The organism is Escherichia sp. MOD1-EC6819 (genome assembly GCF_002965765.1).
Lineage (GTDB): Bacteria > Pseudomonadota > Gammaproteobacteria > Enterobacterales > Enterobacteriaceae > Escherichia > Escherichia ruysiae.
The window spans coordinates 25,324-41,328 of sequence record NZ_PTRG01000007.1 but is presented as its reverse complement, the minus strand read 5'-3'; the positions used below and the strand labels follow the sequence as shown (position 1 = coordinate 41,328).

The window sequence follows — 16,005 nt, the reverse complement described above, 5'->3', positions numbered from 1 at the left end:
TTTTAGTGGGCGTCGATAAACACGATCTTCAGGATAAACAGCAGCGCAACGATGATTACGCACGGGCTTAGATCACGCAGACGTCCGGTGCCGATTTTCATCACGCAGTAGGAAATGAAGCCCAGCGCAATACCTTCAGTAATCGAAAAGCTGAACGGCATCATCACGGCGGTAATAAACGCCGGAACGGATTCAGTAAGATCCTGCCATTTCACGCGAGCAAGACTTGAGGTCATCAGTACGCCCACGTAGATCAGCGCGCCAGCAGCAGCATAGCCAGGCACCATTCCCGCCAGCGGTGACAGAAAGATAACCAGCAGGAATAGCAGGCCGACAACCACTGCCGTCAGACCGGTACGACCGCCAACGGAAACACCAGAAGAGGACTCAATATACGCCGTGACGGAAGATGTACCGATAAAGGAACCGGTAACAGAAGAGATACTGTCGACATACAGCGCCTGCTTCATGCGCGGGAATTTACCTTTCTCATCCGCCAGACCCGCTTTATCGGTTACGCCAATCAACGTACCGGAGGAGTCAAACAGGTTGACCAGCATGAAAGAGAAAATTACCCCTGCCAGACCGAGGTTTAATGACCCGGCTAAATCCACATGACCCACTACCGTCATCACGCTCGGCGGCGCGGAGACAATGCCGTTGTAGTGCACATCACCCAGCATCCAGCCCAAAAGCGTCGTCACCACGATGGAAACCAGTACCGCCGCGTGAATGTTGCGCGAGGCCAGAATAGCAATGATGAAGAAGCCGAGGATACCCAGCAGCACGCTGTGAGAAGTCAGGTTACCGATGCTGACCAGCGTTTCCGGGTTAGCGACAATGACACCTGCGTTTTTCAGCCCCATCATACCAATGAACAGGCCGATACCGCTGGTGATCCCCACACGCAGACTCACTGGAATGTTGGCAATCATCCAGTAGCGAACGCGGAAAATCGTCAGTAACAGCAGACCAATCGCGCCCCAGAAAATGGCGCCCATCCCGACCTGCCATGGCAAGCCCATCGCCTGCACCACAACAAAGGCGAAGAACGCATTCAGACCCATAGCGGGAGCCAGCGCGACTGGCAGGTTAGCAAACAGCCCCATCAGAATACTGCCGAACGCAGCAATCAGACAGGTGGTGACGAAGACGGCGCTGGTGTCCATGCCAGCGACGCCAAGAATTTGCGGGTTAACAAAAACGATGTAAACCATCGTCAGGAAGGTGGTAAAACCAGCGATCACTTCGGTTCGTGCCGTCGTGCCATGTTCGCGCAGTTTAAACACGCGTTCCAGCATCCCCTGGCCAGAAGCCTGGGTTGTGTGTTGTTGACTCATTATCTATTTCCGAACAAGGAGGGAAAATCCGTCGCTATCGTATACCAAAATGAGACAATATGGACGGCTGAAGATAACTTTTTTTCATTGTATTTGCTTATACGGCAACGATTGCGTCGCGCCAATCTGCATGACGAAAACGTTAAACTAACGATAAAGGAAAGACATGTCCCAGATAGAAGCGGTATTTTTCGACTGTGACGGTACGCTGGTCGATAGCGAGGTCATTTGCTCTCGCGCCTATGTCACGATGTTCAGGGAATTTGGCATTCACGTTGACCTGGAAGAAATTTTTACCCGTTTTAAAGGCGTAAAACTCTACGAAATCATCGACATCATTAGCAAAGAACAGGGCGTAGAAATGGTTCGTGCCGATGCCGAGCACGTTTATCGTGCGGAAGTGGCGCGTCTGTTTGATAGCGAACTGGAGGTGATTGCGGGTGCTAACGAATTGCTGGCGAGCGTTAACGTGCCGATGTGCGTCGTCTCTAACGGCCCAGTCAGCAAAATGCAACATTCGCTTGGCAAACTCAATATGCTGCACTATTTCCCGGAAAAACTGTTCAGCGGTTACGATATCCAACGCTGGAAGCCCGATCCGGCGTTAATGTTCCATGCGGCAAAAGCGATGAATGTGAACGTTGAAAACTGCATTCTGGTTGATGACTCCAGCGCCGGTGCGCAGTCAGGAATCGATGCCGGTATGGAAGTGTTTTACTTCTGCGCTGACCCGCACAATAAGCCGATCGTTCATCCGAAAGTCACTACTTTTACCCATCTTTCACAGTTACCGGAACTCTGGAAGGCTCGCGGCTGGGATATCACTCGGTAAATAAAGAGACCGGTGATATATCTCACCGGTCAGATTACGTACTCGCAGATTGCCTGATGCGGCATACGGTTAGCGTGAGGCTTTCGGATCTTTCTCTGCCAGCAGTTTATCCAGCTCATCGCCGCCGACGTGACGGAAATCCTGCCCTTTCACGTAGTAGAAGATATATTCACAGATATTCTGACAACGGTCACCGATACGTTCGATTGAACGCGCACAGAACAGCGCGGTAAGTACGCTCGGAATAGTGCGCGAATCTTCCATCATGTAGGTCATCAGCTGACGAACAATACCTTCGTACTCCTGATCGACTTTTTTATCTTCACGATAAATTCGTACCGCTTCGTCAATATCCATGCGCGCGAACGCGTCCAGTACGTCATGCAGCATCTGGATTGTGTGACGCCCCAGAGATTCCAGACTTACCAGCAACGGCTGATGCTGCTGGGAGAATTTTTCCAGCGCGGTGCGGCAGATTTTGTCCGCCACGTCGCCAATACGCTCCAGTTCGGCGATGGTCTTGCTGATCACCATCACCAGACGCAGGTCGCTCGCCGTCGGCTGACGTTTAGCAATAATGCGCACACAGGCTTCATCGATTGCCACTTCCATCATGTTGACGTTTTTGTCGCCTTCGATCACACGCTTCGCCAGATCGCTGTCCTGGTTGTGCATGGCGGTGATGGCATCAGTAAGCTGTTGCTCCACCATACCGCCCATGGTCATCACCTGCGTGCGGATGCTTTCCAGTTCGGCATTGAACTGGCCAGAAATATGTTTATTAAGATTGAGACTGTCCATAACGCACTCCTGAATCAACCGTAACGACCGGTGATGTAGTCTTCTGTTTGTTTCTTCGCTGGCTTGGTGAACAGATCGTCCGTGTTGCTGAACTCAATCAATTCGCCCATATACATAAATGCCGTGTGGTCGGAACAACGCGCAGCCTGCTGCATGTTGTGGGTGACGATCACCACGGTGTAATCCTGCTTCAGTTCGGTGATCAGCTCTTCAATACGCCCGGTGGAGATAGGGTCGAGCGCCGAACACGGTTCGTCGAGCAGCAGCACTTCCGGGCGAATGGCGATTCCTCGCGCAATGCACAGACGCTGTTGCTGACCACCAGAGAGAGAGTAACCGCTCTGGTGCAATTTATCTTTGGTTTCGTTCCACAATGCGGCTTTGGTCAATGCCCACTGTACGCGCTCGTCCATGTCGGCACGAGAGAGCTTCTCAAACAGACGGACACCAAAAGCGATGTTGTCGTAGATGGACATCGGGAACGGTGTCGGTTTCTGGAACACCATGCCCACTTTCGCACGCAGCAGGGCGATATCCTGAGTGTTCGTCAGAATGTTGTCGCCATCGAGCAGAATTTCACCTTCCGCACGCTGATCCGGGTACAGTTCAAACATTTTATTGAAGGTACGCAGCAGCGTCGATTTACCGCAGCCGGACGGCCCGATAAACGCCGTAACCTGGTTTTTAGCGATATCCAGGTTGATGTTTTTCAGGGCATGGAATTTGCCGTAGTAGAAGTTCAAATTACGAACCTGAATTTTACTCGGGGCAGTTTCAACCATACTCATTGCAATCTTTTCCTCATCGTGCCTGATGCACTTCGCTAATCAGGCTTACCGTAGGCCGGATAAGGCGCTCACGCCGCATCCGACAAAGTGTTAACCGTGTACAGAGTCAAAAAGGCGCTCGATCGGTCCCCTCGCCCCTCTGGGGAGAGGGTTAGGGTGAGGGGAAAACCGTGTCAGCAATATCAACCGTGTTTATTCTTCGCAAAAACAACGCGCGCCAGAATGTTCAGCAGCAGGACGCACAGGGTGATGATCAATACCCCGGCCCAGGCCAGTTGCTGCCATTCCGCAAATGGGCTCATCGCAAACTTAAAGATCGTCACCGGCAGGTTGGCGATCGGCTGCATCATGTCCGTGCTCCAGAACTGGTTGGAGAGCGCGGTAAACAGCAGCGGCGCGGTTTCACCGGCAATACGGGCAATCGCCAGCAGGATACCGGTCATGATCCCGGACACCGACGCTTTCAGCGTAATCGCGGAGATCATCTTCCACTTCGGCGTACCCAGCGCATAAGCCGCTTCACGCAGGCTGTCCGGCACCAGTTTCAGCATGTTCTCGGTGGTACGGATAACAATCGGCACCTGCAACAGCGCCAGCGCAATTACGCCCGCCCAGCCGGAGAAGTGCTCCATCTGCGCCACCACGATGGTATAAACAAACAGACCAACCACAATCGACGGAGCGGAGAGCAGAATGTCGTTAATAAAGCGAATCACTTCTGCCAGCCAGGATTTACGGCCATACTCCGCCAGATAAATCCCCGCCATAATACCCAGCGGCGTACCGAATACCGTGGCCCACAAAATTAACAGGCCGCTACCCGCCAGGGCGTTCGCCAGACCACCACCTTCCGTATTTGGCGGCGGCGTCATTTCGGTGAACAGCGCCAGCGACATACCGTCGATTCCGCGAGTGATGGTGGACATTAAAATCCAGATCAGCCAGAACAGGCCGAAGGCCATCGTCGCCATTGAGAGCGTCAGCGCAATACGGTTTTTGAGGCGGCGACGCGCCTGCATTTTGCGGCGTGATTCCGCCAGCGCCGCAGTGGTTTGCATTTCAACCATAGCCATTAGCGTGCCCCCTCATTCTTAGCCAGGCGCATAATCATAAACTTCGATGCGGCCAGTACGATGAAGGTAATTACAAACAGGATCAGGCCCAGTTCCATCAGTGCGGCAACGTGCAGGCCAGATTCCGCTTCCGCAAATTCGTTCGCCAGCGCAGAGGTGATACTGTTGCCCGGCATGTACAGCGAGGCGCTGTCGAGCTGATAGGTGTTACCGATGATAAAGGTCACCGCCATGGTTTCACCGAGCGCGCGCCCCAGCCCCAGCATAATGCCGCCGATAACACCATTTTTGGTGAACGGAAGAACGATACGCCAGATAACTTCCCAGGTGGTGCAGCCGATACCGTAGGCCGACTCTTTCATCATCACAGGTGTCTGTTCGAACACATCGCGCATGACCGCCGCAATGTACGGAATGATCATGATGGCGAGGATCACGCCTGCCGCGAGGATACCGATACCAAAGGCCGGTCCGGAGAACAGCGCGCCGACAATCGGGATATTCGACAGGATATTGCCGACTGGCTCCTGGAAGTAAACGGCAAACAGCGGCGCGAAGATAAACAGGCCCCACATGCCGTAAACGATACTTGGAATGGCTGCCAGCAGCTCAATGGCGATCCCCAGCGGGCGTTTCAGCCAGCCTGGCGCAAGCTCGGTCAGGAACAGGGCGATACCGAAACTCACCGGAACGGCGATCAGCAGCGCGATAAACGAGGTCACCAGCGTACCGTAGATCGGCACCAGCGCCCCGTAGATATCGTTCGGCGCATCCCACTCTTTGGTCCACAGGAAAGCCAGACCAAATTTCTGAATGCTCGGCCAGGAGGAGATGATCAGAGAGACAATAATGCCACCCAACATCAATAGCACAATCAGCGCCGCCAGTTTTACCAGCACGCTGAAAATTATGTCGCCCTTTTTACCCGGTGGGTTAAAAGCAGGCTTGGTTGCAGCCATAAGTTACTCTTCAGTTAAACGCGTTTACAAAGTCATTTTGTAATGCCGGATACGACGTAAAGACCTTATCCGGCATGGTGTTTTATTAGTACAGCGGCTTACCGCTACTGTCTTTAATATTGGTCTTCCACGCAGCGCGAACCTGTTCTACAACGCTCTCCGGCAGGCTGGCGTAATCAAGGTCGTTAGCCTGTTTAGCCCCGGTTTTGTATGCCCAGTCGAAGAACTTCAGCACTTCTACACCCTGCTCAGGTTTCTTCTGATCTTTGTGGATCAGTATGAACGTGGTAGAGGTAATAGGCCATGCATCTTCGCCTTTCTGGTTGGTCAGATCCTGAGCGAAGGTTTTGCTCCAGTCTGCACCTTTTGCTGCATTAGCGAAGTTTTCTTCGGTCGGACTAACCGGTTTACCATCAGCGGAGATCAGTTTGGTGTACGCCAGGTTGTTCTGCTTAGCGTAAGCATATTCAACGTAACCAATTGCACCCGGCAGACGCTGAACGAACGCGGCGATACCGTCGTTACCTTTACCGCCCAGACCGATCGGCCATTTTACGGTAGAGCCAGTACCAACGTTGTTTTTCCACTCTTCGTTCACTTTCGCCAGGTAGCTGGTGAAGACGAAGGAAGTCCCGGAGCCATCTGCGCGGCGCACTACGGCAATGTTCTGTGAAGGCAGTTTCAGACCCGGATTGAGTTTAGCGATGGCTTCGTCATCCCACTTTTTGATTTTGCCCAGGTAGATGTCACCGAGAGTTTTACCATCCAGCACCAGTTCACCAGATTTCAGACCCGGCAGGTTAACCGCCAGCACCACGCCGCCAATCACGGTCGGAAACTGGAAAAGGCCTTCCTGAGCCAGTTTTTCGTCAGACAGCGGCGCGTCTGAAGCACCGAAATCAACGGTATTGGCGATAATCTGTTTTACGCCACCGGAAGAACCGATACCCTGGTAGTTAACTTTATTACCGGTTTCTTTCTGGTAAGTGTCAGCCCATTTGGCATACACCGGCGCAGGGAAGGTTGCACCTGCACCTGTCAGGCTTGCTTCTGCAAACACAGAGAAAGCACTCATCGATAAGGTCGCGGCGACAACAGTTGCGACGGTGGTACGCATAACTTTCATAATGTCTCCTGGGAGGATTCATAAAGCATTGTTTGTTGGCTACGAGAAGCAAAATAGGACAAACAGGTGACAGTTATATGTAAGGTTTATGACAGTTTTATGACAAATCAGGATTATTATTTAAGTATTTAATTTATTTGAAGAAAAAAAGGAAAGCGATGTCATCGTTTTGTCATGTCGGATGAAAATATACAGCCAAAAATGCGTAAAATGACAACGGTGTGAGGAGCACCGCTGTCAGTTCGGTTAGCGAACAATCTCAATTGTTATGGTTGCAGTCGCGGTAAATGTTCCTGGCGCAGGGCGAGCTCCAGTGAGACTTGCAGGTGCGGCAGAAAAAGTGACGTTGCCAGCTTTCTCTCCATAGACGGTTGTTTTGCCCATATCTGTCGACAATTCGCCTCCGTTTACTTTGATTTCCTTATTATTTTTATCGTATATTTTTACCCCCACGTTGGGGTTTGACGTTACAACCATAGAATTATCCGTACTGGATTCAGTAGCATAAAATGATGTGGTGATATCGTCTGTATTCAGTAACCCCATGTTTTCACACTCAATAGTGACGGTTTTAGTGATTTTATGCGTTGTTACCGCACTCCCGGTAACAGAGGAAAAATCTGCGGCGGGTATTTCTTTAAAATCAAAATAAACCGGTTGTAAATTATTAATTTCGCAAGTTTGTGCCGCAGTGATATCGCCGTGAATGTAAACATCAGCCATCGGTTGAGAATAATCAACCGGCGTATCACGACTTATGGTTCCATACAACGTAGATATCTTTGTTTCAGGAATAATTAACTTTCCCACAAAGGTTTTTTTGATATAAAAATAAATTTGTGCTCTTGCACCGCTGGAAATATTCAAGGGGGAAATACGGCCACAATCATAACTGTTAGAAGGCTTATTAGGCTGATAGTCAAACGGTGCATTAACCATTCCTACTCCGAGAATATCAATTGCAATACCCACATCGAGATTCGGATTAAGATTATAATAATTCAAGCCTGAGTGAACACCAGCAAAGCTTAAGGCATCATTGATTCTGGCTGTGTAGTAAATAAAGGAGAATCGATCTAAAGGCCCCGTATCACAATGACAGCGACCTGGATAAGAGCCACCATTACTCACCGTAGTGTTAAATATCGTACCTACTCTGTTCTGGTTCGCTGTAATAAGATAGCCTGAAAAATTAAGCGTACTATGGAAAACCCCATTATCTGGAGTACAGATACCTTTAGGCGCAGCTAGTATTGTGCCACTAAAAGAGACAATAAGAATCGCCAACCACCATCGTATAATATTCTTGTTCATAAAAATCCTTTTAATGACATGTCACGTCTTGCTCAATTAATCCACTTTCACTTGCAGGTAATGAGAGAGTGTAATCGAAGGTACATTTTGTGGTCGCATTTTCGCCCCAGGATAATGTTACTTGTCCCTTTTCAGGAAGCCCCGAGAGATAAAGCTCGCCATGCTCCCCCACAATCCCTGAGTTTGCAGAGGACGTACTTTGTACTGATGCCATCGCGCCAAATGGTGCTGGCTTACCGTTTACATTCATGACTCTGAATAAAACACGGTAACCCACATGCGTAACAAACTCTGCTTTAACCACTGCGCCACGCGTCGGAATCATCGTCACGACGGTATTATCAAGCTCGACATTGGCTTTCGAGAAATAGTTATCACTGATTGCCACTCGGTTTTCATCATACGGATTTAGTTGTGTCTTGACCGTGTAGCCACGCCAGTCCGTTGCGGCACCGCGCATATTATCAATTTCCAGCCCGGCTGCGCCTGGTGCTTTAACCAGAGCGATGGTTTCACCTAACTCCTGACTTAACGTTACCCCTTCGCTGTGCGCCAGAATTCCGCCCTTAATACCGTAATTGAGTCGCTGGGAATTTTGGCTGTAATTATAACTGCCGTTCAACGAACCGTAGGTGCCGTCATAAGACAGTGACATATTCCCGCCAACTTCATCATCGTGGCTGTTATAAGACTGCATTAAATTCCAGGACAGATTATTTTTTTCCAGGGCTGTTCCGCTTATCCCTACTTGATGTGAACTGCCGGAATTATCATTTTGTGAAACGGAATATGTGGCGTAACTATTCCCCCACCAGCCAGATAAAGGCACAGATAAAGAGAGCATGTAGATCTGCTCACTGCTGTTATCACTGGCATAATTATTACTCGTCCCCTGACGAGCGGTATTGGAATAACTCCAGGAGATATTCCACGAGAGACGCTTCCAGCTACTGCTGTAGCCAAATTGCATTAATCGCTCGACATCATCGGTATGCCAGTACTGCTGACGACTTAATGTCAGGTATACGTTGCCGTAATCTCTTCCCAGCGACTGCGTTAGCGTTCCTTCCACACGACTGCGGCGGTTACCGGTTTGCCAGAAATCGTCAGGACTGTTGCTCCGTGACGCCCATTCGTTGAGGGTATAGTAGCCTTCAGTGGAATAACGATAGCCAACCAGACGCAAACTGGTGTCCGTATCATCAAAACGTTTCGAATACAGAAAGCGATAGGACTGTCCGGTTTCCGTATCATCATGACTAAATTTTGCACGCGCATGAGTCACATCGAACGAGATAGCACCCAGAGAACCAAGATCTTTACCCATCCCTAACGCTGCTGAACCATAATTCTCGGTAGCCTGTAAACCACCATACAACGTAAACCCATGCGGCAGGCCATGAAGGATCTGCGCCTGGATGACATCTGGCATAAATCCATCTTCATCGCGTAATTCACCCACACTGATATCGACATCTGTTTGACCTTCACGCTTAAGGATTGCCAAAGTGGCGTAAGGTTGGGTGAATCGTTGTTCGCTACCATCTTCTTCCTTGATAGTTACGTCCAAATCTCCCCCTGAACTGGCAGTGTTCAGGTCAGTAATTTCAAAGGCACCTAGTGGAACGGCAGACTGGTAAATCACATAACCACTTTGACGAATGATGACCGTGGCGTTGGACTTGGCAATGCCACGCACCACAGGGGCAAATCCATTCTGGCTGGCAGGCAACATATCGTTATCGGTATAAAGACGTGCGCCACGGATTTGCGTGCTGTCGAAAATATCGCTCGCCGTCCACGTATCGCCGATCATAATCTGGCTTCGTAACGCGGCAATATTACGTTGTATCCAGGTGCTTATAGAGTTGTAATCCGCACGACCATCGGTTGTGTTTAAAGTACTGTAATTGCGTAATCGCCACGGCCCAATATTCAGTCCGTTGCGCAGGTTGAGATAGCTGGTATTCGTCTCCTGAGAACCATAATCAGAACGCAGGGTATGTGAACCGGAAAAATCGTAGTTGATAGTGAGCGCATTAATCCCCTCATCCCAACGCGTAGGGCTTATGTAATCGTAGGCCATCGCGTCCATGTAGATTTGGGGAATGGAGATATTCAGTTGCAGTTTATCGCTGTCCAGTTGCCAGGATGAGCCTTCAATGCGTGGCTCAGGATCAATACAGACCGTTTCATCCACATCATTGAGCGATTTCAGTGCATCAACTTTTACGCCAAAGGAGATCAGCGTTTTTTTTATAGCGACAAAGCAGGCGTGTAAATCAGCATCGGGATTATCCTGAACAAATGTCACATCCTGACGTTCAAACATTTTACCGTTGATAAAAATATCAACGCTATAAACGCCGGGAGGCATCATATTTGCCCGGTTAAACTGACGAATGTCGACCCCGGATTGATGGTCGATTTCCAGTAGCGCCGGGTTAAATACGCTGACCTGGGCCATCAGACTATGTGAGAATATCAGACACGTCCCTGCCATCAGGCCAACCGCTATTCTGGTCGTAACCATAATACGCCTATCCTTATGCCATGCTTACAGTGCGTTTTTTAGCGGTTCGCTTATCGCGCCATAATCATTTATGAATCGCCAGGTCATTTGGTTACCTGCAGAATTGGCAGGCAACGGTAAAGAGAGCGTTTCGAAAGGACGGATCATATTGAGAGGCACATCATGGCCATCAACAATGACATCCATCACACTGATATGAATCGGGTTTGGATTTTCAGCAATCAGATTTTTGCCTTCACGGCGCCACTTAACCTTAGGCGCTGCATCTTCAGGAATAAGTCGAATAGTTGCTGGTCGCCAGAACAGCTTGATACGCGTTTTAACAGCAATTTCCAAAGAGTTAGCCGCTTTATTGGTTGCTGCAGGCGGAATATTTTTGATATTCAGCCAGAAGACGGATTCACGGTCGTCGGGTAATGACATTCCCTTCGTGTGAAGAATACGTAATACTTTTTCTTGTCCGGGTTCAAGTCGGGATACAGGAGGTATAACAGTAAAGGGCGCTTTACTTTTATCATCTTTATTAAACGGATCCACCCATGACTGGATGAGATAAGGGATCTTCTCTTCCTTGCTGAATACAGAAATAGATTTATCTGCATTATTACTTATGTAAACAACCCGCGTACCGCCAATGACAACGCCTGCATAGGTTAATGCTGGCTGGCCTAAAAAAAGGCTTAACATAATCGCGATAAATAATTTGTACCAAAGGGTTGTTTTAAAGAGCCTGATTAAACAACTTTTTCTGGACATAATAACTCCCTGGCCAAAGCCAACTGAATAAAAAGGCTCTGATAAATTATTTCTTATATTCGATAGTAAATTGTGAATCGGCGTTCGCTGTACCCGCCGTTACGACTGCATTTGTTGCAACATAGCGTGCAATAAATTTCATTTCCGCAGTGCCGTTACCATCGATAGTGGTATAAGCTGAGTCGTTATAAAGTTTGACCTGAGAGTTGTCAGCCTGGTTAAAGATACGGATACCAACACCAGTGGCCACAATCGCTGCCCCGGTGCCGGTATAATCACCCGGATCGGCAGCTGTAGTCGGAGTACCCACTTTCAGATCGCCATCGCCGCCAGGTGCTTCTGTACCATCAAAACGAACCGCAGCCTGAGTGTACGTTGCCGGGCATTTCTCCAGTTTAATACTAAACTGCTGTGGCGATGCCATGCTACCTACGCCTGAAAATGCATTTTTACTGACTTTTCCAAGAGGAACAGTTTGATCCGCTGTATCGGAGGTAACTTCACAACTACTGTCAACAATTTCACCAACAAAGTGAACAACACCATCCTCTGCGAGTGCATGTCCGGCCAGCATTAAAGATGCCAGCGTGAATGCACCACCAATAATATTACGTTTCATAAAAACTCCATTGATATAATATATCCTTCAACCCGAACCATCACTTATATTAATAAGTGTATTTATGATTCGCAAACATATTACATCAATGACACAGGTTTAGCTAAATTAATATCTATAAATCAATCGGAGAATATAAATTTATTATATAAATATTATTCAAATAATAGTAAATCAAGTTCGTAAACGGACATTGGTAAAAATTCAGAATATATTTATTTAGTTATCTAAATGGAAAATTTATTGGAAATAAATATGAAAAAGGGCCACCCGCTGGCAGCCCTTACTTACTTAACGGTTAGAATTACTCAACCGTAACCGATTTCGCCAGGTTACGCGGCTGGTCAACATCGGTGCCTTTGATCAGCGCGACATGGTACGCCAGCAGTTGCAGCGGAACGGTGTAGAAGATTGGGGCAATCACTTCTTCCACATGCGGCATCTCGATGATGTGCATATTATCGCTACTTACAAAACCTGCGTCCTGATCGGCAAAGACGTACAACTGACCGCCACGCGCGCGAACTTCTTCAATGTTGGATTTCAGTTTTTCCAACAGTTCGTTATTCGGCGCGACGACGATAACCGGCATATCGGCGTCAATCAACGCCAGCGGACCGTGTTTCAGTTCACCCGCAGCGTAGGCTTCAGCGTGAATATAAGAGATCTCTTTCAGCTTCAATGCGCCTTCCAGCGCGATGGGATACTGATCGCCACGGCCCAGGAACAGTGCGTGATGTTTGTCAGAGAAATCTTCTGCCAGAGCTTCAATACGTTTGTCCTGAGACAGCATCTGCTCAATACGACTCGGCAGCGCCTGCAGACCATGCACGATGTCATGTTCAATGGAGGCATCCAGACCTTTCAGTCGAGACAATTTTGCCACCAGCATCAACAGCACAGTTAGCTGAGTGGTAAAGGCTTTGGTAGATGCCACGCCAATTTCAGTACCGGCATTGGTCATCAGCGCCAGATCGGATTCACGCACCAGAGAAGAACCAGGAACGTTACAGATTGCCAGCGAACCAAGGTAACCCAGCTCTTTCGACAGACGCAGGCCAGCCAGGGTATCTGCCGTTTCACCGGACTGCGACAGAGTGATCATCAGACTGTTACGACGCACGGCTGATTTGCGATAGCGGAATTCAGAGGCGATTTCGACGTCGCACGGAATGCCTGCCAGCGATTCAAACCAGTAGCGGGAAACCATACCAGAATTGTAAGAAGTGCCACAGGCGAGGATCTGAATATGCTCAACCTTCGACAGCAGTTCATCGGCATTCGGGCCCAGCTCGCTTAGATCAACCTGACCGTGGTTAATACGTCCGGCGAGAGTGTTTTTGATCGCGTTAGGCTGTTCGTAGATCTCTTTCTGCATGTAGTGGCGGTAAATACCTTTATCGCCCGCGTCATATTGCAGATTGGATTCGATATCCTGACGTTTTACTTCCGCGCCAGATTTATCGAAGATGTTTACCGAACGGCGAGTGATTTCCGCAATATCGCCCTCTTCAAGGAAGATAAAACGGCGGGTCACCGGCAATAGTGCCAACTGGTCAGAAGCGATAAAGTTTTCGCCCATACCGAGGCCGATAACCAGCGGGCTACCGGAACGAGCCGCCAGCAAAGTATCCGGGTTGCGGGTGTCCATGATAACCGTACCGTAAGCGCCCCGCAGTTGCGGGATAGCGCGCAGAACGGCCTCACGCAGAGTGCCGCCCTGTTTCAGTTCCCAGTTCACCAGGTGAGCAATCACTTCTGTGTCGGTTTCAGAAACGAAGGTATAGCCACGCGCTTTTAACTCTTCGCGCAGCGGTTCATGGTTTTCGATGATGCCGTTATGCACCACCACAATGTGTTCAGAAACATGCGGATGCGCATTCGCTTCTGAAGGTTCTCCGTGAGTCGCCCAGCGGGTGTGAGCAATACCGGTGCCACCATGCAGAGGATGTTCTTCCGCTGCCTGGGCCAGCATCTGTACTTTACCGAGACGACGCAAGCGGGTCATATTTCCGTTTGCATCGACGACTGCCAAACCGGCAGAGTCATAACCACGGTATTCCAGACGACGTAAGCCTTCAAGAAGGATTTCAGCTACATCACGTTGCGCGATCGCGCCAACAATTCCACACATAGTTTTTAATTCCGATTGATATCGTTGTCGGTCAACCTGTATACCCGATTTTTCGGGCGCCCCGAGCCTTGTAGAGAGTGGGGTTATTTTTATAAGTACAACATATTGGGCGGGAGATTATGTTATCTCCTCATCCCTGGTGGCCGGATTACCCAGCCAGAATTACTTTTTCTTAACCGGACGACGCCAGCCTTCTTTTTGTGACTGCGGCACACGGCTGATTGCCAGGGCATTTTCACCAACATTGCGCGTTACGGTAGTACCCGCAGCAATGGTTGCGCCTTTACCAACCGTTACCGGTGCAACAAGTTGGGTGTCAGAACCGACAAATACATCGTCGCCAATAATGGTTTTAAATTTATTCGCACCGTCGTAGTTGCAGGTAATAGTTCCCGCGCCGATGTTAACGTTATCGCCGATTTCCGCATCGCCCAGGTAAGTCAGATGACCGGCTTTCGAGCCTTTACCCAGACGCGCTTTTTTCATCTCAACGAAGTTACCGACGTGCGCACCTTCCAGCAGCTCTGCACCAGGACGCAGACGGGCAAACGGGCCAATGGTACAGGCCGCCGCCAGATTCGCATCTTCCACGACTGTATATGGGCTGATTTCGCAATCATCGCCAATCACGCTGTTTTTAATCACGCAACCAGTGCCAATTTTCACGCGATTGCCGAGAGTAACATTACCCTCGATGATAACGTTAGTATCAATTTCAACATCGCGCCCGTGAGTAAGCGTACCGCGCAGATCAAAACGAGCCGGATCGCGCAGCATAACTCCCGCCAGCAGCAATTTTTCTGCCTGTTCGGACTGATAAACGCGCTCCAGACGGGAGAGTTGCAGACGGTTATTTACACCTTCGACTTCGCTTAAACGCTGCGGATGTACAGCGACGATTTCACGTCCTTCCTGATACGCCAGGGCAATAATGTCGGTGATGTAGTACTCGCCCTGAGCATTATTATTGGTCAGCTTCGCCAGCCAGCGTTTCATATCTGCACCGTTGGCGATCAGAATACCGGTGTTGATCTCCTGGATTTGACGCTGCTCATCGGTAGCATCTTTATGCTCAACAATGCCGGTAACTTTGCCATTCTCACGGGTAATGCGACCATAACCGGTTGGATCATCCAGTTTCACTGTCAGCAGACCAATCCCACCCTGCGGTTTTGCATCACGCAGACGCTGGAGTGTTTCGACCGAGATCAGCGGCACATCGCCGTAGAGCATTAAAATGTCTTCATCATCGGCAAAGAAAGGTGCAGCCTGCTGCATTGCATGACCGGTGCCCAGTTGCTCGGCCTGAAGCACCCAGTTCAGGTTGTCATCTTTCAGCGACTGTTTAAGCAGATCGCCACCGTGACCGTAAACCAGGTGAACGTGTGCTGCGCCTAATTCATTCGCAGCATCAATGACATGCTGAACCATCGCTTTCCCGGCAAGGGTATGCAGCACTTTTGGAATATCAGAATACATGCGAGTGCCTTTGCCTGCTGCAAGGATCACTACGCTCATAGCATTATTCAACATACGCGTCCTGACTGTAATTTGAGAACGAATTTAAACCGCTTCACATTGAAAAAACTACATTTTTTTCATCGTGAAATGGACAGAGGATAAATTGCGCAATAAAGGATTATCCCCACTGACGAAAACATCATTTTCGACCATTGGCGCGCCTTTTGTCTGCATAAAAGTAAGATAGCACCTTCATTTAAGCGTCAGCA

The 16,005-nt window shown here is 49.3% G+C and carries 13 protein-coding genes; 1 reads left to right on the top strand and 12 read right to left on the bottom strand.

Annotation, left to right across the window (positions count from 1 at the left end):
- Nucleotides 1–2: 2 nt before the first annotated feature.
- Complete coding sequence (gene adeP, locus A7Z06_RS11425; protein ID WP_010347264.1) at nucleotides 3–1,340, bottom strand: adenine permease AdeP; 1,338 nt, start codon at nucleotides 1,338–1,340, stop codon at nucleotides 3–5.
- A gap of 166 nt (nucleotides 1,341–1,506) precedes the next feature.
- Between adeP and yieH the strand changes: the two genes are divergently transcribed.
- On the top strand, nucleotides 1,507–2,172 hold the full coding sequence (gene yieH, locus A7Z06_RS11420; protein ID WP_000078049.1) for a 6-phosphogluconate phosphatase: 666 nt from the start codon (nucleotides 1,507–1,509) through the stop codon (nucleotides 2,170–2,172).
- 69 nt (nucleotides 2,173–2,241) lie between these two features.
- Here yieH and phoU read toward each other — a convergent pair whose 3' ends face one another.
- From phoU to glmU, 11 genes are all read right to left on the bottom strand, one after another.
- Nucleotides 2,242–2,973, bottom strand: coding sequence for a phosphate signaling complex protein PhoU (phoU, locus tag A7Z06_RS11415; RefSeq protein WP_000377802.1), 732 nt, complete (start codon nucleotides 2,971–2,973; stop codon nucleotides 2,242–2,244).
- 14 nt (nucleotides 2,974–2,987) lie between these two features.
- The gene (gene pstB, locus A7Z06_RS11410; protein WP_000063120.1) at nucleotides 2,988–3,761 is read right to left on the bottom strand and encodes a phosphate ABC transporter ATP-binding protein PstB; all 774 of its coding nucleotides are present in this window, start codon (nucleotides 3,759–3,761) and stop codon (nucleotides 2,988–2,990) included.
- Between the two features lie 182 nt (nucleotides 3,762–3,943).
- Nucleotides 3,944–4,834 carry a phosphate ABC transporter permease PstA gene (pstA, locus tag A7Z06_RS11405; RefSeq protein WP_001251991.1) on the bottom strand — a complete coding sequence of 297 codons (891 nt, stop codon included), beginning with the start codon at nucleotides 4,832–4,834 and terminating at the stop codon, nucleotides 3,944–3,946.
- Nucleotides 4,834–5,793, bottom strand: a complete 960-nt coding sequence (gene pstC / locus A7Z06_RS11400) for a phosphate ABC transporter permease PstC (protein ID WP_000741617.1) — start codon at nucleotides 5,791–5,793, stop codon at nucleotides 4,834–4,836. The genes pstA and pstC overlap by 1 nt, the downstream gene beginning before the upstream one ends.
- 85 nt (nucleotides 5,794–5,878) lie before the next feature.
- Nucleotides 5,879–6,919: a phosphate ABC transporter substrate-binding protein PstS gene (gene pstS / locus A7Z06_RS11395; protein WP_000867164.1), complete on the bottom strand. Its 1,041-nt coding sequence runs from the start codon at nucleotides 6,917–6,919 to the stop codon at nucleotides 5,879–5,881.
- Nucleotides 6,920–7,165: 246 nt separating this feature from the next.
- On the bottom strand, nucleotides 7,166–8,233 hold the full coding sequence (locus tag A7Z06_RS11390; RefSeq protein WP_001038771.1) for a fimbrial protein: 1,068 nt from the start codon (nucleotides 8,231–8,233) through the stop codon (nucleotides 7,166–7,168).
- 10 nt (nucleotides 8,234–8,243) lie between these two features.
- Complete coding sequence (gene lpfC-O113, locus A7Z06_RS11385; protein ID WP_000258933.1) at nucleotides 8,244–10,766, bottom strand: long polar fimbrial usher protein LpfC-O113; 2,523 nt, start codon at nucleotides 10,764–10,766, stop codon at nucleotides 8,244–8,246.
- Nucleotides 10,767–10,790: 24 nt separating this feature from the next.
- Entirely contained in the window at nucleotides 10,791–11,522 is a 732-nt protein-coding gene (lpfB-O113, locus tag A7Z06_RS11380) for a long polar fimbrial chaperone LpfB-O113 (protein WP_000088108.1), read from the bottom strand.
- 46 nt (nucleotides 11,523–11,568) lie between these two features.
- Nucleotides 11,569–12,141: a long polar fimbria major subunit LpfA-O113 gene (gene lpfA-O113, locus A7Z06_RS11375; protein WP_000827800.1), complete on the bottom strand. Its 573-nt coding sequence runs from the start codon at nucleotides 12,139–12,141 to the stop codon at nucleotides 11,569–11,571.
- A gap of 304 nt (nucleotides 12,142–12,445) precedes the next feature.
- Nucleotides 12,446–14,275, bottom strand: a complete 1,830-nt coding sequence (gene glmS / locus A7Z06_RS11370) for a glutamine--fructose-6-phosphate transaminase (isomerizing) (RefSeq protein WP_000334114.1) — start codon at nucleotides 14,273–14,275, stop codon at nucleotides 12,446–12,448.
- 162 nt (nucleotides 14,276–14,437) lie between these two features.
- Complete coding sequence (glmU, locus tag A7Z06_RS11365) at nucleotides 14,438–15,808, bottom strand: bifunctional UDP-N-acetylglucosamine diphosphorylase/glucosamine-1-phosphate N-acetyltransferase GlmU (protein ID WP_000933711.1); 1,371 nt, start codon at nucleotides 15,806–15,808, stop codon at nucleotides 14,438–14,440.
- Nucleotides 15,809–16,005 lie beyond the last annotated feature (197 nt).

Bases quoted from the DNA above. Each gene is read 5' to 3' on its own strand.
- pstA (WP_001251991.1), bottom strand. From the start codon at position 4,834: ATGGCTATGGTTGAAATGCAAACCACTGCGGCGCTGGCGGAATCACGC.
- pstS (WP_000867164.1), bottom strand. From the start codon at position 6,919: ATGAAAGTTATGCGTACCACCGTCGCAACTGTTGTCGCCGCGACCTTA.
- glmS (WP_000334114.1), bottom strand. From the start codon at position 14,275: ATGTGTGGAATTGTTGGCGCGATCGCGCAACGTGATGTAGCTGAAATC.
- phoU (WP_000377802.1), bottom strand. From the start codon at position 2,973: ATGGACAGTCTCAATCTTAATAAACATATTTCTGGCCAGTTCAATGCC.
- adeP (WP_010347264.1), bottom strand. From the start codon at position 1,340: ATGAGTCAACAACACACAACCCAGGCTTCTGGCCAGGGGATGCTGGAA.
- glmU (WP_000933711.1), bottom strand. From the start codon at position 15,808: ATGTTGAATAATGCTATGAGCGTAGTGATCCTTGCAGCAGGCAAAGGC.
- lpfA-O113 (WP_000827800.1), bottom strand. From the start codon at position 12,141: ATGAAACGTAATATTATTGGTGGTGCATTCACGCTGGCATCTTTAATG.
- pstB (WP_000063120.1), bottom strand. From the start codon at position 3,761: ATGAGTATGGTTGAAACTGCCCCGAGTAAAATTCAGGTTCGTAATTTG.
- A7Z06_RS11390 (WP_001038771.1), bottom strand. From the start codon at position 8,233: ATGAACAAGAATATTATACGATGGTGGTTGGCGATTCTTATTGTCTCT.
- yieH (WP_000078049.1), top strand. From the start codon at position 1,507: ATGTCCCAGATAGAAGCGGTATTTTTCGACTGTGACGGTACGCTGGTC.
- lpfB-O113 (WP_000088108.1), bottom strand. From the start codon at position 11,522: ATGTCCAGAAAAAGTTGTTTAATCAGGCTCTTTAAAACAACCCTTTGG.
- pstC (WP_000741617.1), bottom strand. From the start codon at position 5,793: ATGGCTGCAACCAAGCCTGCTTTTAACCCACCGGGTAAAAAGGGCGAC.
- lpfC-O113 (WP_000258933.1), bottom strand. From the start codon at position 10,766: ATGGTTACGACCAGAATAGCGGTTGGCCTGATGGCAGGGACGTGTCTG.